General features: G+C 62.9%; 22 protein-coding genes and 1 pseudogene. 11 read left to right on the forward strand and 12 right to left on the reverse strand.

The annotated features are described in order from the left end of the window. Nucleotides 1-6: 6 nt before the first annotated feature. Both QA642_RS28025 and QA642_RS28030 read right to left on the reverse strand, forming a co-directional pair. Complete coding sequence (locus QA642_RS28025; RefSeq protein WP_283079740.1) at nucleotides 7-1,443, reverse strand: IS1182 family transposase; 1,437 nt, start codon at nucleotides 1,441-1,443, stop codon at nucleotides 7-9. Beyond that, the gene (locus QA642_RS28030) at nucleotides 1,427-2,404 is read right to left on the reverse strand and encodes a LysR substrate-binding domain-containing protein (RefSeq protein WP_283079741.1); all 978 of its coding nucleotides are present in this window, start codon (nucleotides 2,402-2,404) and stop codon (nucleotides 1,427-1,429) included. The genes QA642_RS28025 and QA642_RS28030 overlap by 17 nt, the downstream gene beginning before the upstream one ends. Between QA642_RS28030 and QA642_RS28035 the strand changes: the two genes are divergently transcribed. Further along, a complete protein-coding gene (locus tag QA642_RS28035; RefSeq protein WP_283079742.1) occupies nucleotides 2,399-3,928 on the forward strand; it encodes an MFS transporter in 1,530 nt (509 codons plus the stop codon). The genes QA642_RS28030 and QA642_RS28035 overlap by 6 nt on opposite strands. Before the next feature lie 190 nt (nucleotides 3,929-4,118). Here QA642_RS28035 and QA642_RS28040 read toward each other — a convergent pair whose 3' ends face one another. Continuing rightward, entirely contained in the window at nucleotides 4,119-5,081 is a 963-nt protein-coding gene (locus QA642_RS28040) for an AraC family transcriptional regulator (RefSeq protein WP_283079743.1), read from the reverse strand. Between the two features lie 214 nt (nucleotides 5,082-5,295). On the opposite strand from QA642_RS28040, the gene QA642_RS28045 reads away from it, so the two are divergent. From QA642_RS28045 to QA642_RS46590, 3 genes and pseudogenes are all read left to right on the forward strand, one after another. Next, the gene (locus tag QA642_RS28045; RefSeq protein WP_283079744.1) at nucleotides 5,296-6,066 is read left to right on the forward strand and encodes an alpha/beta hydrolase; all 771 of its coding nucleotides are present in this window, start codon (nucleotides 5,296-5,298) and stop codon (nucleotides 6,064-6,066) included. 192 nt (nucleotides 6,067-6,258) lie between these two features. Beyond that, a pseudogene (locus QA642_RS28050) lies at nucleotides 6,259-7,116 on the forward strand (alpha/beta hydrolase); the annotation flags it as partial. 72 nt (nucleotides 7,117-7,188) lie between these two features. Then, nucleotides 7,189-7,683 (forward strand): DUF302 domain-containing protein, encoded by a 495-nt coding sequence (locus QA642_RS46590; protein ID WP_349253880.1) that lies wholly within the window; start codon nucleotides 7,189-7,191, stop codon nucleotides 7,681-7,683. A 182-nt stretch (nucleotides 7,684-7,865) separates the two neighbouring features. Here the strand turns inward: QA642_RS46590 and QA642_RS28060 are convergent, their stop codons facing one another. Further along, nucleotides 7,866-8,684, reverse strand: a complete 819-nt coding sequence (locus tag QA642_RS28060) for an alpha/beta hydrolase (protein WP_283079745.1) — start codon at nucleotides 8,682-8,684, stop codon at nucleotides 7,866-7,868. A 390-nt stretch (nucleotides 8,685-9,074) separates the two neighbouring features. On the opposite strand from QA642_RS28060, the gene QA642_RS28065 reads away from it, so the two are divergent. Together QA642_RS28065 and QA642_RS28070 are read left to right on the forward strand one after the other, a co-directional pair. Continuing rightward, on the forward strand, nucleotides 9,075-9,998 hold the full coding sequence (locus QA642_RS28065; RefSeq protein WP_283079746.1) for a LysR family transcriptional regulator: 924 nt from the start codon (nucleotides 9,075-9,077) through the stop codon (nucleotides 9,996-9,998). 178 nt (nucleotides 9,999-10,176) lie between these two features. Next, the gene (locus QA642_RS28070; protein WP_283079747.1) at nucleotides 10,177-11,052 is read left to right on the forward strand and encodes an alpha/beta hydrolase; all 876 of its coding nucleotides are present in this window, start codon (nucleotides 10,177-10,179) and stop codon (nucleotides 11,050-11,052) included. Between the two features lie 18 nt (nucleotides 11,053-11,070). Here the strand turns inward: QA642_RS28070 and QA642_RS28075 are convergent, their stop codons facing one another. Together QA642_RS28075 and QA642_RS28080 are read right to left on the reverse strand one after the other, a co-directional pair. Then, nucleotides 11,071-11,646, reverse strand: coding sequence for a DUF308 domain-containing protein (locus QA642_RS28075; protein ID WP_283079748.1), 576 nt, complete (start codon nucleotides 11,644-11,646; stop codon nucleotides 11,071-11,073). A gap of 100 nt (nucleotides 11,647-11,746) precedes the next feature. After that, the gene (locus QA642_RS28080) at nucleotides 11,747-12,331 is read right to left on the reverse strand and encodes a TetR/AcrR family transcriptional regulator (RefSeq protein ID WP_283079749.1); all 585 of its coding nucleotides are present in this window, start codon (nucleotides 12,329-12,331) and stop codon (nucleotides 11,747-11,749) included. Between the two features lie 177 nt (nucleotides 12,332-12,508). Between QA642_RS28080 and QA642_RS28085 the strand changes: the two genes are divergently transcribed. Further along, nucleotides 12,509-13,006 (forward strand): peptide deformylase, encoded by a 498-nt coding sequence (locus QA642_RS28085; protein WP_283079750.1) that lies wholly within the window; start codon nucleotides 12,509-12,511, stop codon nucleotides 13,004-13,006. Nucleotides 13,007-13,073: 67 nt separating this feature from the next. Then, nucleotides 13,074-13,313, forward strand: a complete 240-nt coding sequence (locus tag QA642_RS28090; protein ID WP_283079751.1) for a LysR substrate-binding domain-containing protein — start codon at nucleotides 13,074-13,076, stop codon at nucleotides 13,311-13,313. A 339-nt stretch (nucleotides 13,314-13,652) separates the two neighbouring features. On the opposite strand, the gene QA642_RS28095 is transcribed toward QA642_RS28090, so the two are convergent. Next, the gene (locus tag QA642_RS28095) at nucleotides 13,653-14,015 is read right to left on the reverse strand and encodes a metalloregulator ArsR/SmtB family transcription factor (RefSeq protein ID WP_283079752.1); all 363 of its coding nucleotides are present in this window, start codon (nucleotides 14,013-14,015) and stop codon (nucleotides 13,653-13,655) included. After that, a complete protein-coding gene (locus QA642_RS28100) occupies nucleotides 14,015-14,677 on the reverse strand; it encodes an SRPBCC family protein (protein ID WP_283079753.1) in 663 nt (220 codons plus the stop codon). Before QA642_RS28100 ends, QA642_RS28095 begins: the two co-directional genes overlap by 1 nt. Nucleotides 14,678-14,883: 206 nt before the next feature. Here QA642_RS28100 and QA642_RS28105 point away from each other — a divergent pair, with 206 nt between their 5' ends. Further along, nucleotides 14,884-15,234 (forward strand): cupin domain-containing protein, encoded by a 351-nt coding sequence (locus QA642_RS28105; RefSeq protein ID WP_283079754.1) that lies wholly within the window; start codon nucleotides 14,884-14,886, stop codon nucleotides 15,232-15,234. Between the two features lie 74 nt (nucleotides 15,235-15,308). Here QA642_RS28105 and QA642_RS28110 read toward each other — a convergent pair whose 3' ends face one another. Both QA642_RS28110 and QA642_RS28115 read right to left on the reverse strand, forming a co-directional pair. Beyond that, nucleotides 15,309-16,190 carry an AraC family transcriptional regulator gene (locus tag QA642_RS28110; RefSeq protein ID WP_283079755.1) on the reverse strand — a complete coding sequence of 294 codons (882 nt, stop codon included), beginning with the start codon at nucleotides 16,188-16,190 and terminating at the stop codon, nucleotides 15,309-15,311. Nucleotides 16,191-16,356: 166 nt separating this feature from the next. Then, nucleotides 16,357-17,607, reverse strand: coding sequence for a serine hydrolase (locus QA642_RS28115; protein WP_283079756.1), 1,251 nt, complete (start codon nucleotides 17,605-17,607; stop codon nucleotides 16,357-16,359). 160 nt (nucleotides 17,608-17,767) lie between these two features. On the opposite strand from QA642_RS28115, the gene QA642_RS28120 reads away from it, so the two are divergent. After that, nucleotides 17,768-18,133, forward strand: coding sequence for a bleomycin resistance protein (locus QA642_RS28120; protein WP_283079757.1), 366 nt, complete (start codon nucleotides 17,768-17,770; stop codon nucleotides 18,131-18,133). A gap of 93 nt (nucleotides 18,134-18,226) precedes the next feature. Here the strand turns inward: QA642_RS28120 and QA642_RS28125 are convergent, their stop codons facing one another. Together QA642_RS28125 and QA642_RS28130 are read right to left on the reverse strand one after the other, a co-directional pair. Beyond that, entirely contained in the window at nucleotides 18,227-20,479 is a 2,253-nt protein-coding gene (locus tag QA642_RS28125; RefSeq protein ID WP_283079758.1) for a hypothetical protein, read from the reverse strand. Between the two features lie 169 nt (nucleotides 20,480-20,648). Further along, nucleotides 20,649-20,945, reverse strand: coding sequence for a hypothetical protein (locus QA642_RS28130; RefSeq protein ID WP_283079759.1), 297 nt, complete (start codon nucleotides 20,943-20,945; stop codon nucleotides 20,649-20,651). Nucleotides 20,946-21,492: 547 nt separating this feature from the next. Here QA642_RS28130 and QA642_RS28135 point away from each other — a divergent pair. Continuing rightward, the gene (locus QA642_RS28135; RefSeq protein ID WP_283079760.1) at nucleotides 21,493-21,885 is read left to right on the forward strand and encodes a VOC family protein; all 393 of its coding nucleotides are present in this window, start codon (nucleotides 21,493-21,495) and stop codon (nucleotides 21,883-21,885) included. The last annotated feature ends 1,153 nt before the right edge of the window (nucleotides 21,886-23,038 follow it).

Genomic DNA, 23,038 nt, shown 5'->3' on the forward strand with positions numbered 1-23,038 from the left:
TGTGTCTCAGGCCCCGATCGCAGCGATCAGCGGCTTGATCCCGACGATGTTCATGACCCGTGTCAGATTATAGGCCAGCACCGAGAGTGCCATTTCGGCGGCTACTTTTGGAAGCGTTTTGGTGAGGAAGTGTGTCGCTCCCATGCGGGCCTTCATCGTGCCGAACGGATGCTCGACTGTCTCTCGACGCTGGCGCATGGCTTGTGGGTTTGCATCGAGACGCTGCTGCACAGCCTCGAGCAGATGCTCATGCTCCCATCGTGGAATCCGCCGCTCTGGCCCTGTCGTGCACTGCGATTTAAGCGAACAATTTTGACAGGCCGTGGTCCAGTAGCGCCGTAGCCGCTTCCCGTCTTCCTCGCTCGTGAAGCGATAAGGCAGTTGCTCTCCAGCTGGGCAGCGATAGGCGTCCTCTTCAGGCAAATAGACAAAATCCTGCTTGCCGAAGCGCCCATCTGACTTGGCACCCGACGTCTGTGGCTTGGGCAGAGTTACCGTGATGCCGGCCTCGTGGCACGCGAGGATCTCCACGCTGCTGAAGTAGCCGCGATCGGCAACGGCCTCGAGCGCATCGGTCTGGAGCACTTCTTTCGCCTGCTTTGCCATATTGGCCAGTTGAGCCCGATCTGAGCCGCTGTTCGTTACCTCATGCGTCACAATCAGATGGTGCTCGGTATCCACGGCGACCTGCACATTGTAGCCGACGACGCCGGAGCCGCGGCCGCTCGTCGCCATCGAGCGGCTATCGGGATCAGTCAAGGAGATTTGCTGGTCAGGCGATGCAAGCATCTGCTTCTCGTAAGCGGCAAGCTTGCCCATTTCCTCCTTCAGCTTCGTCAGCTTTTCGGTAAGCCTCGTCACCTTCGTGGCCAGGGCCTCCGTCGGCTCCTGCCGGTCGGCCGTGTCAAGTTGGCCTAGATACCGCGCGACGCTCTCCTCCAGCTGGGAGCGTCGCCGCTCCACCTTCGCCCGGGTGAAGTTCCTGTCCCGGTTGTTCACCGCTTTGAACTTGCTGCCGTCGATGGCAACGCTCGCCGTCGTCAGGAGACCCATCCCACGGCAGAGTTCAACGAAGCGCGCACACACCCTGCGCAGCGCCAGGCCATTGTCCTTGCGGAAGTCGGCAATCGTCTTGTGATCGGGAGTGAGCCGACCCAGCAGCCACATCAGTTCGACATTGCGTCCGGCTTCTCGTTCGAGCCGCCGGCTCGACTGCACCCGGTTCAGATAGCCATAGATGTAGAGCTTCAAGAGAACCGAGGGATGGTACGATGGCCGACCGGTCGCCGCCGGCTCAACCTCGAAGCTCATCTCGGCCAAATCGAGCGCATCGACAAACGCATCGATCACACGGACAGGATTACTCTCGTCAATGAAATCATCGAGGCATTCCGGCAACAGCGTGCATTGCCCACGATCCGCCTCCTCAACGAAGCGCCTCATCGATTCCCCCAAAAAGAATCACCGGAGAATCATAGCAGCGGCACAGCGTTTTCACACAGCCAGGGTCATTTTCGAGGGTTTCAGCGGAGATTGTCGGGACGCATTCGTCGGCCTGGTCCAAAAGCCATGCAACGAATGCCTTCACCCGTGTATCACTTGCCAAGACCGCGGGCCAGCGCACGAGGTGTACCTTCGTCGACGGCATGTCCCAGGTCTCAGGCAACACGCGCACAAGGCGGCCGTCGATGAGCGCGTCGCGCGCGAGGAGTGAGCGCGTCAGCACGACGCCGCTGCCTTGAAGTGCGGCACCGATCGCTGTCGCCATGTTGGCGTAACGTAGTCCAACCGGCGGCGGCGCGTTGAGGCCAAGTCGCGCGAACCACGTCGACCAGGACCACTCGGTTCCCGCGTTCGCGTCTACGCCAGCCCCCTTATGGATCAGCGGCAGCGCGGCGATGCGCGTCGGGTCGTCGAGCGGCGCGGACGGCAATAGTCGCGCGTGGCAAACCGGGAAGACCTGCTCGCGGAACAACACGCGCTGCGTCGAGGTCTCGCGTGCCTCGCCCTCGAGGAGCCAATGGATCGTGATGTCGAGATCGAGGTGGATCGCTTGCGCCGTGCTCTCGACGATGATCAGTTCGATCGGCGTCGATGGGGCCTTGAACATCGGCAGGCGTGCGACGAGCCAATAGTCCGCAAGCGCTGCGCTGACGCCGACGCGCAGTGGGCCATTGCTGGCCGCAGCGCGGCATCGCGCGCGTAGCTCCCCGAGGCCGGTGAGGAGTTCCGCAAGGCCGGATGCAAGCGCTTCACCCGCGGGCGTCGGCCGCATGCCGCCCGAACTCCGCGTCAGCAGCGGCAAACCCATAAAGTCTTCCAGCCGGCGCAACCGGTGGCTCACTGCGCTTTGCGTCACGCCGAGATCGCTTGCTGCGGCGGTGACGCTGCCGAGACGGTGCACGGCTTCGAAGGCGATCAGGGCATCGAATGGAGGTTGGGCGGTCATGCCGGCATTATGAAGGAGATTCATGCTGAGTTGAACACTCGACATACGCCACGAGCGCAAACCGATGATACCAAGCGGGCATCGCAGCGCTTCTGCGCGGCACTTTCCCGGTTCGGCAGAGGATTTGTGAAGTCGGCACCCTCCCTATCCGCCCGTGATCTTTCCGTTGCCCTGACACTCGGCCTCGGAGCTTTCTTCACGAATCTCGACGTCACCGCCGTCGTCGTCGCGCTGCCTGCGATGGCGCGTACCCTCAGCTTCGGCATGGCCGCGACGGCGTGGGTGATCGATGCGTATTCGCTCGCTTTCACGGGCATGCTGCTCGCGGCTGGGGCAATCGCCGATCGCTTCGGTCGCCGCCGCGCTTTGCTGACAGGCAATGTGATCTTCCTTGTCGCGTCCCTTGCCTGCGGCCTTGCCTGGGACGGTCCGTCGTTGTGGCTCGCCCGTGGTCTGCAAGGCGTTGGCGCGGCGTTCGTCGTCACAGGCGCCCTGGCGCTCGTCGCCAGCGCGTTCCCGGATGCCGCCGTCAGAGCGCGTGTGTTCGCCTTGATGGGCGTCGTCTCCGGTGTTGGGATGGCCGCGGGGCCGACGCTCGGTGGCGTGATCACGGCTTGGACCGGGTGGCGCTGGATCTTCTTCATCAACGTGCCGTTCTGCGTGGCTCTGGCCATTGCGGTGCCGCGGTTCGTCGCCGAGAGCCAGGCCGCGGAGAAGCGCCCGCTCGATATTGTCGGCGTTGCCCTGTTGACGACGGCACTCGCGCTACTGATTGACGCGACGTTGCGCGTACGTGCCGACATGATCGGTGCCGCGAGCCTCGGCGGCGCGGCGCTTCTGCTGTTGGCAGGCTTCGCCCTTCAACAGCGTCGGCGCGCTGTGCCGCTCCTCGACCCGACCGTGTTCGGGACACCCGCGATGATCGGTGTCGGCCTGCTGCTGATTGCGGTCTCCGTCAGCTACTGGGCCATCCTTGTTTATCTGCCGCCAGCGATGCAGAGCGCATTCGGGTGGCACGCCAATCGTACTGGCCTCGCGCTGCTCGCTGCAACGGCGCCGATGCTAATCGTGCCGCCAATTGGCGGCCACCTCGTGATGCGCATCGGTTGGCGCTGGCACTTCGCGCATTCTCTCGCGATACTCGCGGTCGGTAATCTCCTTTTACTTGCATCGCTCTGGCGGACAGATAGGGCCGAGATCCTCGGTCTTATGCTCGCGGGCATGGCAGCGATCGGCAGCGGCGCGGCGCTCGCCCACCCGCAACTTTCGGGTGCCCTGCTCGCGCTCGCCCCGCCGGACCGTTCCGGCATGGCCTCCGCCATGACGATCGTGGCGCGACAGGGCGGCTTCGCGCTTGGGATCGCTGCGCTGGCCGTAGTTGGTGGCGGACAAGCCTTCGAGGCCATTTTTGCTACCGCGGCGTCAACAGCAGTCCTGGGCGTGCTTGCAGCAATTTTCCTGCTTCCCGCTGATCGGTGAGCGTATGAAATATGGGTCTGGTTTGCCCCCGCGACCGTCGGCTCGGCTGCGATAGGTCATGGGCGGCAATCGCAGGCTCCCAAGGAGACCGCTAAGGGCGAGCAACTGACGCAGGAGACGTTTTGTGCGTCTCCTCTCTCCGCTTGTCCAACTCAGAGGCTATTCTTGGATTTATCGAGAGCACCCGAGGTCAATCGGCAACTTCTGCTTCCTGAACGTCGCCGTGCCTTTCACCGCCGTTAGAGCGCCGAGCTGCTCGGTATCGGCCAGGCGACAGGCCGTGATGTCGAAGGAACAGCTTCGAGAACGCCGCCGATGTCTCATAACCGACCCGGCTGGCAATCCGTGCGATGGGCTCATCACTGGTTTCCAGCAGGAACGCCGCTTCCGCCATCCGGCGTTCGATCACATAGCGATGCATGGACCGGCCGACGAGCTTGGTAAAGCGCGCTGAAAACGCCGAACGGCCGAGCCCGACGCGACGGCCAAGGTCGCTCAGAGTCCAGGGACGCTCCGGGCTTTCGTGAATGAGCTTGAGCGCCGGTCCGATATGCGGGTCAGAAACGGCCCCGAGCCAGCCGCCTTGTCCGGGACTGAGAGACGAGATCCAGCTTCGGAGCACCTCGACAAAGAGCACTTCCGTCAGTCGTGAAAGCGCGACGCGTTGGCCGGGACGCTCAAGCGCGGACTCGCTGACCATGCGACGCAGGATCGCTTCAAGCCAACCACCGTCCGTCGTCGGCTTCAGCAGCAGCACGGGCGGTAGTAGCTCCAGCACGCCGCCACACAGTGGCCGCGAGACCGTGAAATTGCCGCAGATCATGGTCGAGTGCGGCTTTGCACGGCTGCCGTGACGAATGACGCCGAACCGCGTCGACGCTCGATCGATATCTATGATCCGCAAAGGCTTGGCCCGGCGGTCCGAATAAAACACGTGGGGCTCGCCGCGCGTAATCGCGACAAAATCGCCCTCGGTCATCTGGATCTCTTGTCCGTGCTCGAGCGCGAGGGTCGCCGATCCTCGGCTGAGATAGTGAAACAGCGCGTAGGGGCGCGCCGGCAGCTCGAGATGCCAGGGATGGCCGAGCTCGAAGTGAAACAGCAACGTCCCGGCGAGACGAACGCGATCGAGCATCTGGGCGAGGATGTCCATGCCGTCGAGACTATCCCCGTGGACGATCGGACACAACACGCGGACGATTGGTCCCTGTGGTCCGGAAGGTTCGCGAATTACGTCATGTCGCAGCGGGCCGGCATCACGTGCGGCGACCATTTCGCCGACGGCGGATGGCAAAACCGCGAGGTTGCTGGAAACGCCTGTCCATCCCCCCGGACTTGTTCGTCCGACATTCCAACAGGAACATTCAATGCTAAATATGCTTCTCTCAGCCGCCACCGCACTCCTGGCCGGATCGACATTGGTCGGCGCCGCTTATTCCGCCGAACTGCCCAAGGGAGCAGCCCACAACGTCGTGCTCGTGCACGGCGCTTTCGTGGACCAGACGAGTTGGCAGCCCGTCGCCGATATCCTCACGAAGAAGGGCTACAACGTCACGCTCGTCGAAAATCCGCTCACCTCGCTCACGGCTGACGTCGATGCCACCAAGCAGGCGCTCGCGAAGCAGGACGGCAAGACCGTTCTGGTCGGCCACTCCTGGGGCGGAGTGGTGATCACGCAAGCCGGCGACGATCCCAAGGTTTCGGCGCTGGTCTATGTCTCCGCCTTCGCGCCGGACGTTGGCGAATCCCTGGCATCGCTGTCAAAAGCCGGCCCGCCGACCGAAGGTGGCAACGCGATCCGTCCCGACGCGAAGGGCAATTTGTACATTGACCCGAAGGTGTTTCCGTCGGCGGTCGCGGCTGACCTTCCGCCGGAGATCGCCGAGCACCTGGCCAAGTCGCAGCTTCCATTGAGTGTCGCTGCGTTCGAGGCCCCCGTCACCATTGCGGCCTGGCATGACAAGCCGACCTTCGATGTCATCACCACGAAGGACAAGGTCATCGCGCCCGAGGCCCAGAAGTCGTTCGCAGCCAGGATGAAGGCTCAGGTGACGGACGTCGCCGGAAGCCATGCCTCGCTCGTCGTCCATGCCAAGGAAGTCGCCGAGGTCATCGAAAAGGCAACGCTCGTGAAGTGATGGTGCCGCTCCCGGCGCCTTCACGCCGGGAGCGCACACGTTCGCTTCGGGCAAATGCGGAACGCGCAGACCGCGATAGCGAAAAGCCGGCGAAGCCGCAGAAGCGCGAGCGCCGCCCTAAAGAAGGCCTCGGTCGCTGCGCCACGCCGGTCCCCCACCCGATTATCTCATGCCCAGCATCCGGAGGATGACATGACTCAACGCGACATCGCGAAAAAGGACGCCGCCACACTCGAAACGGCGCCTACCCTCTATATCGACGGCAGCGGAATCCGCTTTGCCTATCGCCGTCTCGGCCCCACGATCGGAACTCCGCTGATTCTTCTGCAGCACTTCTCGGGCAACATCGACGCATGGGATCCCGCCGTCGTCAACGCGCTGGCCACTGATCGCCCCGTGATCGCTTTTGACAACGCCGGGGTCGGCCGCTCGACCGGTCGAACGCCCGACAACGTCGAGGCGATGGCGCGAGACGCCATCGATTTCATCCACTTGCTCGGCCTTTCCGAAGTGGACCTGCTCGGCTTTTCCCTCGGCGGCTGCGTCGCTCAGCAGATCGCCGCCGAGCACGGACAGCTAGTCCGCAAGCTCATTCTCGTCGGCACTGCGCCGAAAGGCGGCGAGGAACACCTGTTGGCGGTTCTGCAGGACGCATTCTCCAAAACCGATGCGCCGGACCCACGCCTGCCGCTGTTCTTCACGAGTTCACCTGCCAGCCAGGCCTCCGGCCTGGCCTTCCTGAAAAGGGCGAAGGTGCGTCAGGACGATCGGGACACCGACAACGGCAGCGCTGTCACCGATCCGCAGGCCAAGGCGCTGATCACCTGGTGTGCCACACCTGATCCTGAGCACGCCACTCTGCGTGCCATCCGCCAACCCACTCTTGTGGTCAGCGGCAGCGACGACACCATGCTCCCCGCGAGCAACGCCTACGCGATGTCTAGGGAGCTCAGCAACGCCAAGCTGGTCCTCTATCCCGATTCAGGTCACGGCGCCCTGTTTCAGCACCACGAGATGTTCGTCAGCCACGTCCGGACTTTCCTGGACGCGCAGCCCGCGACTGCGGCGCACTTCGACGCCATCAGACGCACTCCATCAGCAAGAATTGCTACAGAGGACAAACTGACAATCGCGAAAGTCGAGGTGGAGCGATTCACCCTCACGAGCTCAAAACCGTTCGACGCTGTCGTGGCGGCCTTCAAGTCCGCTGTCGGCCAGCCTGACACTGTCGAATTTTTCAAGGAGACGAGAGCGACAAATTCCTTCACGGATTTGGAACGCATTGTAAAACGCAGCCTCGGTCGAACGGACCTTATGCTCTTCGCACAGTTCGACCTGGGCGACATTCTGCGTCGCGAGGCCGGATCCGGGACGCCCAGGATCATGCGGTTTGTGGTCGGCAATCCACTCATCATGAAAGAAATGGTCAAGCACGTCCCCGATGCCGGGTCCTACGCTCCAGTCACAGTGCTTGTTGATGAGCGTGCCGACGGCGTGCATGTCTCTTATGACAAGATGGAGGGCTATTTGATGAATTATGGCAGCCCGGAAGCCCTTGCTGTCGCCCGAGCTCTCGATGCGAAGATCACGACCCTGCTGCACGAGTGCGCAAGCTAGGCGTCCGGATGACGTCTTCGGCCGACCGAAGTGACCACCGGCAACTGCGGCCATCGTGCACCGCGTGAGAATACCAGGGGGAAGCCGATCAGTTACCGGCTTCCCCTCCGCATCGCTATTGATCAGCCTTTCGAACCAACAGTCGCTGCGGCGTTATAGGCGATGACGGAGGAGAGATGTCGTCAAGACCTGATGAACGAGAGCAGGTCGGGGTTGAGGACATCCGCATGTGTGGTCAGCATGCCATGGGGGTACCCCGGATAGGTCTTCAGCGACCCGTTCTTGAGAAGGTTGACCGCACGCGGCACGGAACTTGCGAACGGGACGACTTGATCAGCCTCGCCATGCATCACCAGCACCGGCACGGTGATCTTCTTGAGGTCTTCGGTATAATCTTCGAGCCAAGAGTCGACGGTTGCGTAATGAGCGAGGGCACCGCCGGCCATGCCTTGGCGCCACCAGTTCGCAATGACTGCCTCCGAAGGCTTGGCCCCATCTAGGTTGTAGCCGTAGAACGGATTCTCAGGGACGAAACGGTAGAACTCCGACCGGTTGCCCAGCACGCCTGCCCGGATCGTTTCAAACCACTCCGGCGGTTGACCGGACGGGTTGTCCTCGCTCCGATACATGTTCGGCGTAAGTGAAGCGACCAGCGCCGCCTTCGCGACGCGCTCCTGGTGGCGAGCGACATAGCGAGCCACCTCACCGCCACCTGTGGAGTGGCCGATGTGGATCGCGCCGCGCAGGTTGAGGTGCTCGGTCAGGGCCGCGAGGTCGGCAACCCAGTGGTCCATGTCGTTGCCGGTGCCGGGCTGGTCGGACCGGCCGTGGCCGCGCCGGTCGTGGGCGATCACCCGGTAGCCGTTGCGAAGGAAGAAGGTCATCTGGGCGTCCCAGTCGTCCGCTGTCAGCGGCCAGCCGTGGCTGAAAACGATCGGCTGGCCTGAGCCCCAGTCCTTGTAGAAGATGTTTACGCCGTCTGTAGTAGTGATCGTGGGCATCGAGTCGCTCCATCTGCGCTGTTAGACATTTTATTGAGAAGATAGCGATTAACTGATCCATTGAGCCACGCGTTACTCATTTCGCGGCCGGAGTTTTAGAATTAAAGGCCCCAGCGAGCCCTTGCCTTGGCAACACCCGATCGCCGACGCGTTATCGGCCGAATTGGCCCGGCAGTATTCGTCGTTCCTGCGCATTTGTGCGCGTTTCCTGCTGAATAAGGGAAACCACTCTCAATCAAGTCCATGGCAAAAAACGATTGCCGGCTTGGAAGTTGAGGGCATTATTGTTGGCTCCTTTTGATTGAACCGCTGCGAAGGTAAGTCTTGCTCCCGCTAAAGACAAAGACCTAGTAGGCTGCGATGTATGCCTTGGAAGCATATTGAGGACCGATGGAACTTCGGCATTTGCGCTATTTCATTGCAGTCGCAGAGGAAGGTAGCTTTTTGACCGCTGCCCAACGGCGCCTGAACACTTCGCAGCCGTCGCTGAGCCGGCAGATTCGGGATTTGGAATCCGAAGTTGGCGTGCAGTTGCTGGAGCGCCAGGCGCGTGGCGTAGTGCTGACCGAGGCCGGAAGAGTTTTTCTCGATCACGCGCGGCTGGCGCTGTCGCAAGTCGAAGCGGCGACAGATGGTGCGCGGCGGACCGCACAGCCGCAAAAGCCCGTACTTTCCATGGGGTTCATGGTCGGGCTGGAGGTGATGTGGCTCCCCCACTTATTGCGTATCCTCCGCGAGGAAGAGCCGGAGATCGAAGTCACCCTGTGTAGTCAGTCCTCGCCAGAACTCGCCCTCGCATTAACGCGCGGGAAGCTGGACATAGCCTTCCTCCGCCCGGAGCGACAGAGCACGGGCCTGACCTTCAAATTGTTGGCGAAGGAGCCCCTGATCGCGGTGCTGCCGGCGGACCATCGCTTGGCCTCGCGCAAGAGGATTCGGCCGCAGGATCTTGCCCGCGAGATCTACGTCAGCTCGGCGAGAACGTCTCCGGTATTGCAAGCCGTGATTCAGAGCTACGCGTTGAAGGTCGGGATTACGCTCAAGCCAAAGTACGAAGGCGAGAACATATCGTCGGCCATGTCGCTGGTCGCATCCACGGGCGGAGTGACTCTCGTTCCGCTCTATGCGCAAAATATGCTGGCGCCAAACGTTGTTGCCAGAGCGCTCGATGGGATCCCTCCGACGGTCGATCTCACTCTCGGCTACAACCAGGCAAATTCCTCCCCTCTGCTCCACCGGCTTTTGTCCCGCGCGGATGAACTGGTCGCAAACGTTCAAAATCAGAGCATCATCCGCTACGTTGAAGCCGATTAGTGGGCAACGCCCTGGTTCTCCAGCCTCTGCTTCCCGATCCAGTCGTTGACCAGCTTTGCGACGCCCGGATGGTGATGCCCCTCGTAGAGGCTTTCGATTCATTTTGAGACCTTGCGCATCTCCGCTAGGATGCCGGGCGCCATGCATCGATCGTTCGCCGGCGGATCGGGAAAGCGTCATGTCGGAGCAAGCTGACGGACCGGACATCGGGCAGATCGCGATCGACGGCGGCATCACGCTGCGCAGGATGCTGGTCCGCGGTAGCGCACTGAGGCGAACCGCGCTTCTGCTGCATGGCTTTCCCGAAACCATCCACGCGTGGACAGGCATTTCGCTCGCGTTGGCTGACGACCACGACGTTCACAGCTTCGACTGGCCCGGCTTCGGCTTCTCGTCGCGTCCGCCGATCGATCGGTTCGCCTATGCACCCGCAGACTATGCCCGCGTGCTGAAGGGCTATATCGAGACCGCGGGCATCGACCGCACGAAGCTCACGATCTACGCGACCGACATCGGCGCATTGCCGGCCCTGCTCCTGGCGCTCGATGAGCCCGATATCGCAAGATGCCTGATCGTCGGCGATTTCGCGCCCTTCAACCGGCCTGCGCTGATGTGGCAGAACCTGCAGGCCCTGAAGTCGAAGCCGTCATCGGACCATGTCCGCGCCGCGATGAACGCCGGCCGTGACGAGATCCTGCAAAACACCTTCTTTCGTGGCCTGCCGAAGGAGGCGCACTACGACGTCCCGCAGGCGTTTCGCGACGACATGGCGAGCGCATGGAGCCGCGACGGGATGACCGTCGTGGACGCGTTCTATCACTACTACGCCTCGTTCACCCGCGACCAGGACCATTTCGAGGCCAACCTCGCGCGGCTGAAGACGCCGGTGAAAGTGGTGTGGGGCAGCGACGACCTCTACATCACGAAGGACATGGGCGCCGAGCTCGCCGAGCGCGTCGGCGCGGAGCTGAACGTGCTTGCGGGCATCGGCCACTACCCTCACCTCCAGGCCCCCGAACAGACCATCGCGGAAATCCGCGCGGCATCGCGCTGAGCGAGGCCCGACGCGCGCTCACCGGGCGCGCAGGCGCCATGCGCTGACGGTGAGCCAGACGGCCGAGACCAGGAAGTAGACCGCGCCGACGGCGGCATAACCCGTGACGGTCGCGATCGATGGCGACATCGGCGTCGTGGCCTGGAAGATGAAGAACGCGCCGGCGAGCGCCGACTGGCCGCCGCTGAGCACCATGGCCCACTGCGCGCCGAAACTTTTCCAGCGCCGCACGGCCGTGCCCAGCTGGAGCAATCCGGACAGGATCGCCCATGCCCCGAACACACCGAGGACCCAGTTCATGCTCGTCTGCAGTGCGAGAAGGACCGCGATCGCGGTCGCAAGGCTGACCACGACGTTCAGCATCTGCGTGCGGTTTTGATCGAGCCCGCCACTGCGCAGGCCATCCACAAAGTTGGCCGCGGCGTCCCATGCCGGATAGAGCACGAGCAGGATGCCGGCGATCGCGGCAGACGACGGACCCACCGCAAAGGCGGCAACGACCCAGGCGATCGAGAACGCCGCTCGCAGGAAATAGTATTGCTTCAGCCATCGTTCGCGATCGGCACGAACCAGATCCAGTTGATGTTGCACCATTGCAGCCTCTCCTATACCTACTAGTTGGTAGTCTCTGCGCAGCAAGACGCCCTCACCCCGGCTCGCCTGCGGGGGTGCTGTGATCCTCTCGCCGATGTCTTCAGTGCCTGGTGGACAGCCGCTCCAGCAGCGGGGCGGCGATCACGCCGAACATCTTTGGATCGCCATAGGCGCGCGCCGACAGCATCGCGCCGTGAATGGTTGCCATGAATCCTTCAGCCTCGACCTTGGCCGAGTTGGAGAGGTGAAGCCGTCCCTTCCGCCTGCCGCGCTCCATCGCCGACGTCAGCCAGGACGCGAGCGCGCGGAAATGCGCACGGACTTCGAGCGCCACCTCCTCCGGCAGGATCGGCAACTCGCTGGCCAGCAGCGCGCAGACGCAGAAGGGTGCAGTCGCGTCCGTGATGCACGCTTCCCAGTACCCGACATAGCTCTTGAGCTGGTCGCGCGGATCCGGGATGTTGCGCTCCAGGGCAGCCAGTCCCGCCTCCGCTTCTTCGCGGTAACGCGACACGAGAGTGCGGACCAGATCGACCTTGCTGGCGAAATGGTGGTGGATGCTCGGCTTGCGGATGCCGACCACATCGGCGATGTCGGCATAGCTGAAGCCGTTATAGCCGCCCGCGATGATCAGCCTGCGCGCGCAGGCCAGGATGTCGTCGGCAGTCGAGGAAACGTTGGTCATGGCCGTTAGCTACCTTCCAGTTGGTAGGGCGTCAAGAACGGGGTGCTTCAACCATCCGTGAGTGCTAAAGCGCGATGAGATTGGGATGAATCGTCATCGCGCTTTAGGTTGTTGTTTGAGCATGATCTTTTCGGAAAACCGCTGCGCACTTTTCCGGATCATGCTCTAGGAGCCTGCATGACCATTCGCCCGATCGTCCGATATCCCGACCGCCGCCTCACAGTCCCTGCCCGCCCCGTCACTACGTTCGACGAGGCCTTGCGCGAGCTCGCTGGCGATTTGCTCGAGACGATGCGCGCCGCGCCCGGCATCGGCATCACCGCGCCGCATATCGGCGTGCCGTTGCGCGTCGTCGTGCTCGAGCTCGACGCCAAGGCGGGGCCGCAGACTTACGTCAATCCGGCAGTCGAATGGGCCTCGCCCGAGATGATCATGCACCGCGAGGGCAGCGTCTCGATGCCCGGCGTCAACGACGAGGTGCAGCGTCACGCCCGGGTGCGGATCAGCTATTCCGATCTCGACGACAACATGCAAAGCGAAGAATCCGACGGCTTGCGCGCGGTCTGCCACCAGCACGAGATCGACCAGCTCGACGGCATGTTCTGGATCCAGCGGCTGTCGCGGCTCAAGCGTGAGCGGCTGGTGAAGAAGTTCGAGAAGATGTCGCGGGGGTGACGCGCCGGCGTCCCCCGCGTGCCGTTATTTTCGCCAGGTCTTCCGGGCCAGGCTGCCGAAGATGGTCGTGCAGATCGTTCCCGACCTCAGAGCCCTCGCGGCGTCCTGCCTGGCAGGCTTGGGATTGACCGTGCTGCCGAGCTATCTCTGCGGAAGGCAACTCAGGGAAGGCACCCTCGTCCGGCTGCACGAGCCGACGGAGACCCCGGCCAACGAGATATTCCTTGCCTGGAGCCGCCTCGGATTGCAGCAGCCACGCGTCGCCTTCATGCGGCAACGGCTGCTCGAGGCTGCCGCCGATTGGTGAGACCCGATCCGGCACCGCGCCCCGGCGGCCGTGCGCGATCGCGACAGTGGGACGGCCTATATGCTCTATCGCAAGGATCGGTTCGAATGTTCTGGAGGCGCCGAGCTTCTGAAGCCTCACAAGCTCAAGGACACCTCGCCCACCAACAGGTTGTCGCGACCTGCTGCAATTCGGCGATGTTCATGAATTTCGATCGCGGCCCGCACTGGGTCTCGGTCTACAGGGCGCGATGGCGCTGGGGAGATGAAGGCGCAAGATCGGTAGAGCGACGCGAAACCCATCGCTTTTCCTGGGGACGAGACATGATGGGTTTCGCTGCGCTCTACCCATCCTACGAACTCACGCCCTCTTCCCACCCCGCTTGGTGATAGGTGCGTTGCGACGCTCCCGTTTGCCGGGCGCGATCTCGGTCGCCAGCGCATCCAGCTTCGGCTCCCAGAAACTCCTGAACTGGCCGATCCACGCATCCACCGTCCGAAGCCCGGCAATGTCGACCGAATAGAGCCGGCGTTGCGCATCCGCCCGGACGATGGCAAAGCCGCTCTCGCGCAGCACCTTGAGGTGCTGCGACACGGCCGCCTGCGTGATGCCGAACTCGGCCCCGATCACCTCGACGACCTCACCGGATGCCATTTCGCCCGATACCAGCAGCTCGAGGATGCGGCGGCGCACGGGATCGGCGAGGACCTCGAAGGCGTGCATCAGCTTCCTGTGCCCGGATGCGCGATGTCGGGCGGCATCTCGCCGCGATAGAACGCGATGGTGCGGTCCGAGCGCTGCTTCGCTTCAGCCGGATCGACACCGCTTGCGACATGCGCCGCGCGCCAATACTCCCCGCTCGTCGTCATGAAGTCCTTGCCCGCGGCAGAGCCCATCCATGCCTCGGCCGTCTCGTGGTCGACCGATGCGCCGGTCGCAACATATCGCTCGAGCCCCGCAAGCGCGAGGTCCCAGCCGATGCCGACCGCGCCCGGACCGAACTGATTCCAATGATCCTCGATGATCGCGGTGTGCTCAAGCGTCAAACGCGCCTGGCCTCGTTCGGCGGCGAGCGTGACGTCGATCCAGCTCACCCCGCCGCCGAATTCCCAGGTCGCGGCAAAATGGGTCGGCGGCGTGCACGCGGTGATGGTGCCGCCGGCATTGCCCTTGAGCTGGTACCGTCCGCCGATCTGGAAATCTCCCTCGACCTGCAAGAACCAGCGCGGAATGCGCTCCTGGCTGGTCACGGCGTCCCAGAGATCGTCGACGCTGGTGTCGTAAAGGCGCGTCAGCGTCACGGCACTCGCCGCCTTGCCATCTTTCTCGAAATTGCGAACTGAACGCGTGACGAGCCCCAACACCCTGGCGGCTTCGATCTCCATTGCAAATCTCCCTGTCGTTGAGCGCGGACAGGAATATCGACCGACACTAATATAAGTCAATGCTTTTATAATGACTTCGCGCTACGTCAAACCGCCTCGCGGGGCCAAATCGAACAAAACCTTTGCTCGTGCGTCTACCCATCCCCACTCCGCCAAGACCCACCCCAAGGCCCTCCACCAAGTCCTGGCGCAAGACGGAAACATTCATGAAAGTTCGCAAATTCGCCATCACCGACGCTTCGTTCGAGCGCTCGCCTGGCCAGAACGGTGAGATCTTCGCCGGCAACGTCGTCGACCAACGCGATGGTGGACCGGTCACCATCGGCTTCGGCCGCTACGCGCCAAACCAGCACCTCGATGAAAAGCTCACCGTTGATGACGTCATGCTCGTGCTGGAAGGCAAGCTCTCGGTGACGAGCGGTGGAAGCACCGTCACCGCGGGTCCCGGCGAGATCGTTTACATGCCGAAGGGCGAGACGGTCACCATCCACTCCCATGAGCAAGGCGCCGTCACCGCCTACGTCACTTATCCGCACTGGCAGGAGGCGCGCGAGTGAGGCGCGAACCTTGACGTCGATGGCGGCCTGCCGATTTTCCTGCAATCGGAAGGACAGGCCGCCGTCAGAGATCGCTATTTCAGCGGCAGGAACAGCTCAGCGACCGTCTCGTGCTCCGGCACATCCGGGAAGAAGCTCAACCGCTGGCAATAGAGCGGGAAGTCGCGCGCCTCCTCGCCGCTGGCCGGAAGCCAGTCGCGATAGAGATAGAGCGCGGCGGGCTCCAGATTGTCGGTGTAGCCGACGACGCGCAGCACCGCGCAGCGTCCGCCGGGGATCTCGCCGGCCTTGATGTCTTCGCCATTCGCCACGATCGGTTGATCGGTCCCGACACAGAGGTCCGCGCTGTAATCGGCCGGCTGCGCCGGTCGCCTTTCGGAGCGCCAGACATTGAAGGTCGGGCTCGTGCTGGGATGCAGACCCGCGGACCTGCGCCAGGCGATGAAGCGCTGGATGGTGGCGCCGAGCGTCGCCGGGTCACCGCGGTGTTCCATGATCGCCACCTTGATGGTGGGCACGTCGCGGATCGTCACGTCGTCAGGGGTAAAGGTTGTCTGCATGAGCTTGCTCCTCGCGTTGTCGAGAGGCCCGAAGGCCGCAAGCCACGGTTCCCACACGGGCGATTTCCGGAACGACGACGGCGACTGCCCGAACCGTTGCCGAAAGGCACGGGCAAAGGCATCCGGTGCATCGTAGCCGGCGTCCATCGCGATATCAGTGACGCTTTGCGCGTCGCTGTAAGCCAGCCGGTAGGAAGCGCGCTTCATACGGGCGAGCTGGACATAGCGATGCACCGACAGCCCGAAGGTTGCCGAAAACTGCCGGTGGAAATGGAATTTCGAGAAGGCCGCAACGCAGCTCAGGCTGTCCAGGTCCAGATCCGTGTCGAGGTGCCGGTCGATATGCTCCAGCACCCTGCGCATCCGGGCCTGATAGTTTTGCAGCGCCGCCGTCATCGTCCCTCCTCCGTGGCGGGTGCAGTTAGCCGGTGACGGCCTTGGCGTGCTCGACCGATCTTGCGGTTTGGCAGCTCGTAGGATGGGTAGAGCGCAGCGAAACCCATCAACTTTCTTCGGAGGAGCGATGATGGGTTTCGCTTCGCTCTACCCATCCTACAAGCCGTCACCCGCCCGCCATCAGCTCCTTCGCGAGCGCCATGTAGGCCGGTAGCGTCACGGGATCGTTGGCGGCGTTGCCCGCCACGGGGTGCGAGGCGTAGCGCGCGATCACCATCTCGCACCTGGGATCGACATAGATGCCCTGGCCGTGGACGCCGCGCGCCATGTAGGCGCCGTGGGCGTTGTGCGTGACCCACCATTGATTGCGATAGGACGCGCCCGGCAGCGTGGTGTAGCCGGCCGGCTTGAATTTTTCGGGGTCGCCGCCACGCGCGATGTCCTCGACCACGGACGACGGCACGATCTGGCGGCCGTTGAAGCGGCCAAAATTGCGCATGGTCTCGCCGAAACGGGCGAGATCGCGCAGCGTTGTGGACAGACCACCGCCGCCGCTCTCGGTGCCGATGCGGTCGACATGGTAGTGCGCATCCTCCTCCGCGCCGATTTGAGTCCAGATGCGTTCGGAGAGCAGATCCGACAGCGTCATGCCGCTGGCGCGCCGGATGATCCAGGCGAGCACGTCGGTGTTGACGGTTTTGTACGCAAAGGCCTTGCCGTGCTCGCCCTGCTTCTTCTGCGCGACCAGGAAATCGAAAATGGTGGTCGGGCCGTCATAATCAGGCGGGATCGGCGCCATGCCATTGGCGCGCCGCAGGCCCCAGACATGCGAGTTCTTATCGGTGTAGACTTCGGTGTATTCGAGCCCCGTGGTCATATCCATGACCTCGTGCACGCGCGCGTCGCCAAACCCGCTCGCCTTCAGCTCCGGCACGTAGTCCGCAACCGGCGCCTGCGGATCGATCCTGCCCTCGGCGACCAGCATGCCCGCGAGCACGCCGGTGAACGACTTCGTCACCGACATCGCGATATGTGGCTTGTGCGGCTTCAGTGCGCCGAAATAGCGCTCGTAGATCAGCCTGCCCCGATGCAGCACCGCGACGCCGTCGGTGTAGGTCTCCTCCAGCATTTTTGCGAACGTCATGGGCCGCCCGTCCATGGCGGTCGAGGCGACCCCGCCGATGTCATGGTCTACGCGCGGCAGCAGAGATGCAGGCCCTGCCCCGCGCCAGACGTTCACCGTCGGCACGAGCTGGCGGACGTTGCTCCAGGCCCAGCGCAGCTCGGGGAAGCTGCGGAACGAGCCGTTCTGGAAGGTGATTGTGCGGTCGGGCGCCGGCGGAAAACCCTTCATCCAGCCGAGCGTTTCAGGATCGGTCTCGGTCGCGGTGGCGGGCGCTTGAGTCGCAGCGGACATGAACACGGGCTCCAGAGGGAATGTCGATGTCGTAGCATAGGAGAGCACGACGAAGATCCTGCGTTTGTGCAAGGGGACCTGCACGAGGATCAGAGGCAACATGCGAGGCGTCTTGCGGGCGGATGCAGCGACTGGCAGTAAGACCTGACGGAGCGACCCGATGACCGATAGCGCGACGGCGAACCTTCCTTCGAGAGATTTCGAAACAACGGCGAGGTTTTACGGAGCCCTTGGCTTCGAACAGACCTGGCGCGACGATGAGTGGATGATCCTGAAGCGGGGCGGTCTGACGCTGGAGTTCTTCCCGCACGCCGATCTCGACCCCGCGACGAGCTGGTTCAGCTGTTGTCTCCGGTTGGATGACGTCAACGCATTCTTCGAGGCCGTTCTCGCCGCCGGCGTGCCCGAAACGACGACCGGCTGGCCCCGCGCCCACCGCCCCCGGCGAGAGGCGTGGGGAGGAAGTGTGGGTGCCGTCATCGATCCCGACGGAACGCTTGTCAGGATCATTCAGAACGGGGATTGAGGAAGGCAGGTGACGGCGCACTGCGACCACATCGCCGCAAGTGCGGCCGTCACCCGGGACACGGACTGTCCTTATCGGGTCCGGCGAAACGGCCTACCCTTTCCGCCGCGCGCGCTTCTTGGCCTTCGTCGCGCGCTTGCGTCCCGGGGCCGCCGTTCGCGCCGGTCCGCGTGCCGCGCGGCCGCCGCTGCCGGCGGTGAGCTCGGGGCGCAACCTCGCGAGCTTGGCACGGTCGGGCAGCAGGTCCGCAAAGCCCGCGAGCACGCTTGGCGCGGGCGCACCGTCGCCGGCGGCGGCCATCGCTGCGGGCGCCTCGATCTGGCTGAGCGCCTGCAGCCGCCGGCACGCTTCGCCGAGATGATAGGCATCGCCGCCGAGCGCCACCCATTTGCCGACCTCGGGATGCAGCACGAGATTGGCCGAATGGTTGTCGGTCGAGCTGGTCGGATAGTCGACGAACACATCGATGCCCGACTGCACGCCCACCATCACGCCCTGCGCCGACCACGACACGGCGACGTCGACACGGTAGCGGCCCGGCTTCTCGAAGGCGAAGCCCGCGGTGCTCCAGAACACCTTCGCCGAAGCCGTGACGCTCTTGCCGGGCTCGAGCTCAGCGAGCTTGGCATGCTCGCACAGGATCACGAAGGGCCGCACGGGGCGCTCGTGCCCCTCGCCGTCCGTGACGGTGATCGACGTGAACAGGGCCTCGGTGCTGACGTCGTTCGGCGCGCGCAGCGACACGGCGCTGTCGTTCGTCATCGTCCAGGTCAGATCCAGCGGCTGGCCGAGCGCGACGCGATCGGTTGTGGCCGTCACCGTCAACGCCAGCTCGGAAGGTTCGAAGTCGTGACGGTCGGCCGCTTGTGGCGCGCCGGTCGGGAACCAGCTTGCGAACGGCCATCCGCCCGGACGGATGACGGGATCGGGCATGTGGTTGAGGTGGTGACGCACATTGGTGTTGTGCGCGAGCTTGATCTGATCCGGGAACACGCCGGGCTCGCCGGTCGCGGGACCGCCGAGCACGTCCGCGACGCTCGGCGTCGTGGTCATGATCGAGTTGTCGGCCGCCGTCTCCTGCTCCTGGTGGATCTGGTTCAGCGTATGCGTCAGCTCGTGAGTCGCGCTGCGCAGGAACGCACGCGGCACGTCGCGCTGCTTCTTGTTGGCGGCGAGACCGAAGTTCGAGGAGTCGGCGACGGGATAGCCGTCGTCGGAGAAGCTGGCGCAGCCTTCGCGGGGAACGCCGATCGTATCGTACATGATGCCGCGCGAGCAGCCGAGTTTTGCAGGCACCACAATCATGTGCACGCGCCATTCGGTGTCGAGGTTGGTGGCGGGATTGCGCACGGTCGTCATCAGCGCGTGCAGATCCGCCGAGCTCCAGCAATTGGTCGGCACCACGCCTGCTGGCACCGGGACGTTTTGCTGGTCTTGCACGACTGTCAGCTGCCAGCCGGTCTTGGCAAAGACGGTGTCGAAGAACTCCGTGCCGCCGGCGCCATCCGGCACCGGTGCGGGCCTGACAGCACCGACCAGCGTGTCGATCTCCAACGTGCAGCGCCGAAAGAACTTCGACACCCAGGCCAGCGTAACGCTGCCCTTGTCCACGCCGCCCTCGAACAGCCGCCCCTCGTAGAACGGCCCGCCGGTCAAGGAGAACGGGAACGGCGCCGGCACCTTTGCAAGCTTCATCGTCACGGTGCGCGACGGCGTCGACGGGAACGTGCCCTTGAACTGGCCGGCCGGCGGCTGCGTGTAGTTGAACTGCTCGGCGACGATCGTCAGCTCGCATTTCTTCGGCACCGGGACCGCGATCGGCGCGGACACGCTGGTTACCCTGAGATAGGAGTGATAGCGCGCGCGGGCAAAGATGGGGATTCTTGGCCTGCGGATCGGAAGCGGGATCAAGGGCTCATCGACCGCGCTGAGCGAGGCGGCGATGCTCGTCAGGCCTGCGTCCGCTGCTGCTTCGTCTTCGTCCCTGTTGCCCACAGGCGGCACTGGCGGGATCGGGACCGGGATCGGCGGCAGCGGCGGAATCGGCGGTTTGATGATCGGCAGGCGCGAGTAGAGATCGCCGCTGACGATCAGGTGGTCCGCGCCGCCGTCGGGCGCCGAGCGATCGACGCGCAGCGTGCCCTCGAAGGACACGAATGCGGCCGTCGGCCTGATGTTGATCTGGTAGCAGCCCTCGCGGAAGTCGAGCCGGCACAGCCTGAACGGCGGAATTGGATGCAGATCGGTCGAGGCCGCGTGGTCGCCGGCATCGTCATCGTCAAAGCTGATCTGGCGCGACAGCGGCACCTGCGGCTTCAGCGCCGGCTCGACTGAGGCCGCGGTCATCTTGGAAAGGCTTCCGCCCGCTTCATGCTCTGAGCAATTGCACATGTCGTAATCTCCTCGTTGAAAACGTGGAGGCGATCGACATGAGCAGCGGGCTCGTTGGCGGTTGAACCGAGTTTCTTGTTGGCCAGGGCGTAAAATTCGGGCGCGAAAAATCCGGCGTGCAATCCTAGGCGCGCCGGTACGTCACAAGACAGCCCTCTGAATCCGTGAACTCAAATCGGTCGGCCTCGAGTGAAATGTGATAGGTCACAAGCTCATCGTTCGCCGTCCCGACGACGAGTGTCTTGGAGTCTTCGAGACGGTAGATACCCGCGTCCCACCACACCATGCCCTGCCCCTCGCCGCGCGTGCCGCGGTAGGTGCCGGCCAGGAATGTGAGGGTGGCGGGATATTTGTCTGCGCACGCAGCCGCCGTGGTCTTGGTCCACGTCCCAACCATGCTCTGTCCGTGTGTGTCAGCCATAGTGTCTCCATAGCTCCCATCGGCCTTCCGGCCAGTTGAGAGACTATTTCAACATGTCGTTCTGGCGTGTGCAGCTCATTTCAAGCCGGTGTGATGGCAATTTGCCATGCACAATTACAGCAAGTATTTTGTTGCATAATTGATGTGAGCGTGTGTGTGAGTGATTTCACAGCAAGGGGTGCGACAATTGAGCACCGGTGCGCGAGGGCGAGATGAAAGCGCGGCCGAGCTCAGTCCGCATCTTGCGAGAGCGGGCTCAAGTCAGAGCTGGCGATTGTGAAGAGCACATGGGATGGCGCCATACGCAGAGGCGTGGTCGCGTTGCAGGTTTGCCTTCGGCTAACTAACCCACCGTGCGTATCCCGCTCGGTCAGATTTCAGTTCCAGTCGGACTGTTTGAGGGCGGACGCCCGCGCGCCGCTGTCACGTGCTGCGCATGCGCGAGCGGCGCAAGAGTCGAAAAGGCAATCCGCTTCATTATTGCCAACTACGTTGTTATCTTTTGTCGAAAGAAACTTGACTGACCAGTCGACCGAGGTCCCCTCCAATGAAAAGCTTGAACAATCTAGAGTGCGTAACCCTCTTCGTTGATGACCTCGCGCGCGCGAGGGCATTCTACGAGGCTGTGTTCGACGCCAAGCCGATCTATTCCGATGCCGTATGCAGCGTGATCGGGCTCGGTGGCGTCATGGTCAATTTGCTGGAGGAGACACAGGCGCCGCAGCTCGTGGAGCCGGTGGTGCCGGCTGCTTCAAGCGCCGGACCTCGCATGCTCATGACCATTCGCGTCGTCGATGTCGATGAAGCCTGCGCAAGGCTCCGGCAAAGCGGCGTAGAGCTGGTAAACGGGCCCATCGATCGTCCCTGGGGTCGTCGCACCGCCGCCTTTTCCGACCCATCCGGCCATATGTGGGAGATCGCACAGGAGATCCCCTCCTAGAATCCGCCACCCAAAGCGGTTCTCGCCGGCGACTAGCGGAGCGATGGCATCAATGGGGGCAATCGACGAATAGCGCCGAGCCCCCTACTCCCACTCTATTATTTCGGACAGCGTATCGTCGTTGATTTGCAAAGAAAATTCTTCAAGTCTGACGGACAAATGCCGACGGTATACCCGCCGCAATTTTGTGGTCTTGAATTCACAGAAAACTTTGAGCCGTTCGCGCTTTCGGCGATTTCGCCACCTATCGGAGTCAATCGACGGATCAGCGCTGCCGGCGTGGTCAAGACTGCCGTTACGACTTTGGTTGGGCGCATGTTCAAATACCGTCAGAGATCAAGGGCGCGGCTCCGGTCGTTCGATGGTCCGCACCTGCCGTCACTGCCATAGCGCGATCGAGAATGCGACCAATTGATGTGGGCTATCTTCAAGTTTTCGGCTAGGGACCGCGTACCCTGAATTGCAACGTACCTATAGATATTCGCTGAGTGCCAGAATTCTCGACAAGCTGAAATATCTTAGCTCTCGATAGGAGGGCCCCTTTTCGGCGGAAGGGGTGTCTTGTCAACCTCCTTGATTCAACTAGACTTTTCTTGCGCCTCGGAAGAATAGCTACGGTGTTTGCAACGGTCGTCCCAGCAACATCTCAACCGTAGTTTTCCGCCTGTGACCGAGGCTTGCGCCCTGCTGCCTTCCTTCAAAAACGGCCGCGGGGCGGATCTATTGTTGATCGGTCTGCCGATCAAGCCGAGGCGCGCGCGTCTTTGCTTCAAGGAACTATTTTCGCGCGGCTCGGATTAGAGAAGCAGCAGTATTCATGGTGGTGCTGGCGGTTGCGCGGCGCGGCCGGCCAGCTTGGAAAGGCCCCGTCCCCAACGAGGGGCTTTTTCTTTGGAACGGCGTCGCGATTCGGGACATTCGGTCTCGGAGCGGAGCACGCATCTGCTTACAGAGCGGTCTCACTTGAAGGAGGTCTCATGAGTGATCGCACAGGCAATGAGCCGTCACCTCTCGTTCTGTTTGGAGTGGCCGTTATCCCGGTGATCGCGATGCTGGCGTGGTTCGCATTTCAATAGCCGCTTTCCAGCGAGGACCTTCTTCGCTGATCTTGCGATTGCATCAGCCGCCAGGGGGTGATCAAGGGAAGCTTCGG

This window comes from Bradyrhizobium sp. CB2312 (assembly GCF_029714425.1).
In the GTDB taxonomy this organism is placed as follows: Bacteria; Pseudomonadota; Alphaproteobacteria; order Rhizobiales; family Xanthobacteraceae; genus Bradyrhizobium.

What these genes read in the sequence shown, in the direction of transcription:
- QA642_RS28075 (WP_283079748.1), bottom strand. Translation starts at nt 11,646, where the DNA reads ATGGTGCAACATCAACTGGATCTGGTTCGTGCCGATCGCGAACGATGG.
- QA642_RS28100 (WP_283079753.1), bottom strand. Translation starts at nt 14,677, where the DNA reads ATGGAGATCGAAGCCGCCAGGGTGTTGGGGCTCGTCACGCGTTCAGTT.
- QA642_RS28105 (WP_283079754.1), top strand. Translation starts at nt 14,884, where the DNA reads ATGAAAGTTCGCAAATTCGCCATCACCGACGCTTCGTTCGAGCGCTCG.
- QA642_RS28130 (WP_283079759.1), bottom strand. Translation starts at nt 20,945, where the DNA reads ATGGCTGACACACACGGACAGAGCATGGTTGGGACGTGGACCAAGACC.
- QA642_RS28110 (WP_283079755.1), bottom strand. Translation starts at nt 16,190, where the DNA reads ATGACGGCGGCGCTGCAAAACTATCAGGCCCGGATGCGCAGGGTGCTG.
- QA642_RS28120 (WP_283079757.1), top strand. Translation starts at nt 17,768, where the DNA reads ATGACCGATAGCGCGACGGCGAACCTTCCTTCGAGAGATTTCGAAACA.
- QA642_RS28080 (WP_283079749.1), bottom strand. Translation starts at nt 12,331, where the DNA reads ATGACCAACGTTTCCTCGACTGCCGACGACATCCTGGCCTGCGCGCGC.
- QA642_RS28125 (WP_283079758.1), bottom strand. Translation starts at nt 20,479, where the DNA reads ATGACCGCGGCCTCAGTCGAGCCGGCGCTGAAGCCGCAGGTGCCGCTG.
- QA642_RS28135 (WP_283079760.1), top strand. Translation starts at nt 21,493, where the DNA reads ATGAAAAGCTTGAACAATCTAGAGTGCGTAACCCTCTTCGTTGATGAC.
- QA642_RS28095 (WP_283079752.1), bottom strand. Translation starts at nt 14,015, where the DNA reads ATGCACGCCTTCGAGGTCCTCGCCGATCCCGTGCGCCGCCGCATCCTC.
- QA642_RS28025 (WP_283079740.1), bottom strand. Translation starts at nt 1,443, where the DNA reads ATGAGGCGCTTCGTTGAGGAGGCGGATCGTGGGCAATGCACGCTGTTG.
- QA642_RS28070 (WP_283079747.1), top strand. Translation starts at nt 10,177, where the DNA reads ATGTCGGAGCAAGCTGACGGACCGGACATCGGGCAGATCGCGATCGAC.
- QA642_RS28045 (WP_283079744.1), top strand. Translation starts at nt 5,296, where the DNA reads ATGCTAAATATGCTTCTCTCAGCCGCCACCGCACTCCTGGCCGGATCG.
- QA642_RS28065 (WP_283079746.1), top strand. Translation starts at nt 9,075, where the DNA reads ATGGAACTTCGGCATTTGCGCTATTTCATTGCAGTCGCAGAGGAAGGT.
- QA642_RS28115 (WP_283079756.1), bottom strand. Translation starts at nt 17,607, where the DNA reads ATGTCCGCTGCGACTCAAGCGCCCGCCACCGCGACCGAGACCGATCCT.
- QA642_RS28040 (WP_283079743.1), bottom strand. Translation starts at nt 5,081, where the DNA reads ATGGACATCCTCGCCCAGATGCTCGATCGCGTTCGTCTCGCCGGGACG.
- QA642_RS28085 (WP_283079750.1), top strand. Translation starts at nt 12,509, where the DNA reads ATGACCATTCGCCCGATCGTCCGATATCCCGACCGCCGCCTCACAGTC.
- QA642_RS28060 (WP_283079745.1), bottom strand. Translation starts at nt 8,684, where the DNA reads ATGCCCACGATCACTACTACAGACGGCGTAAACATCTTCTACAAGGAC.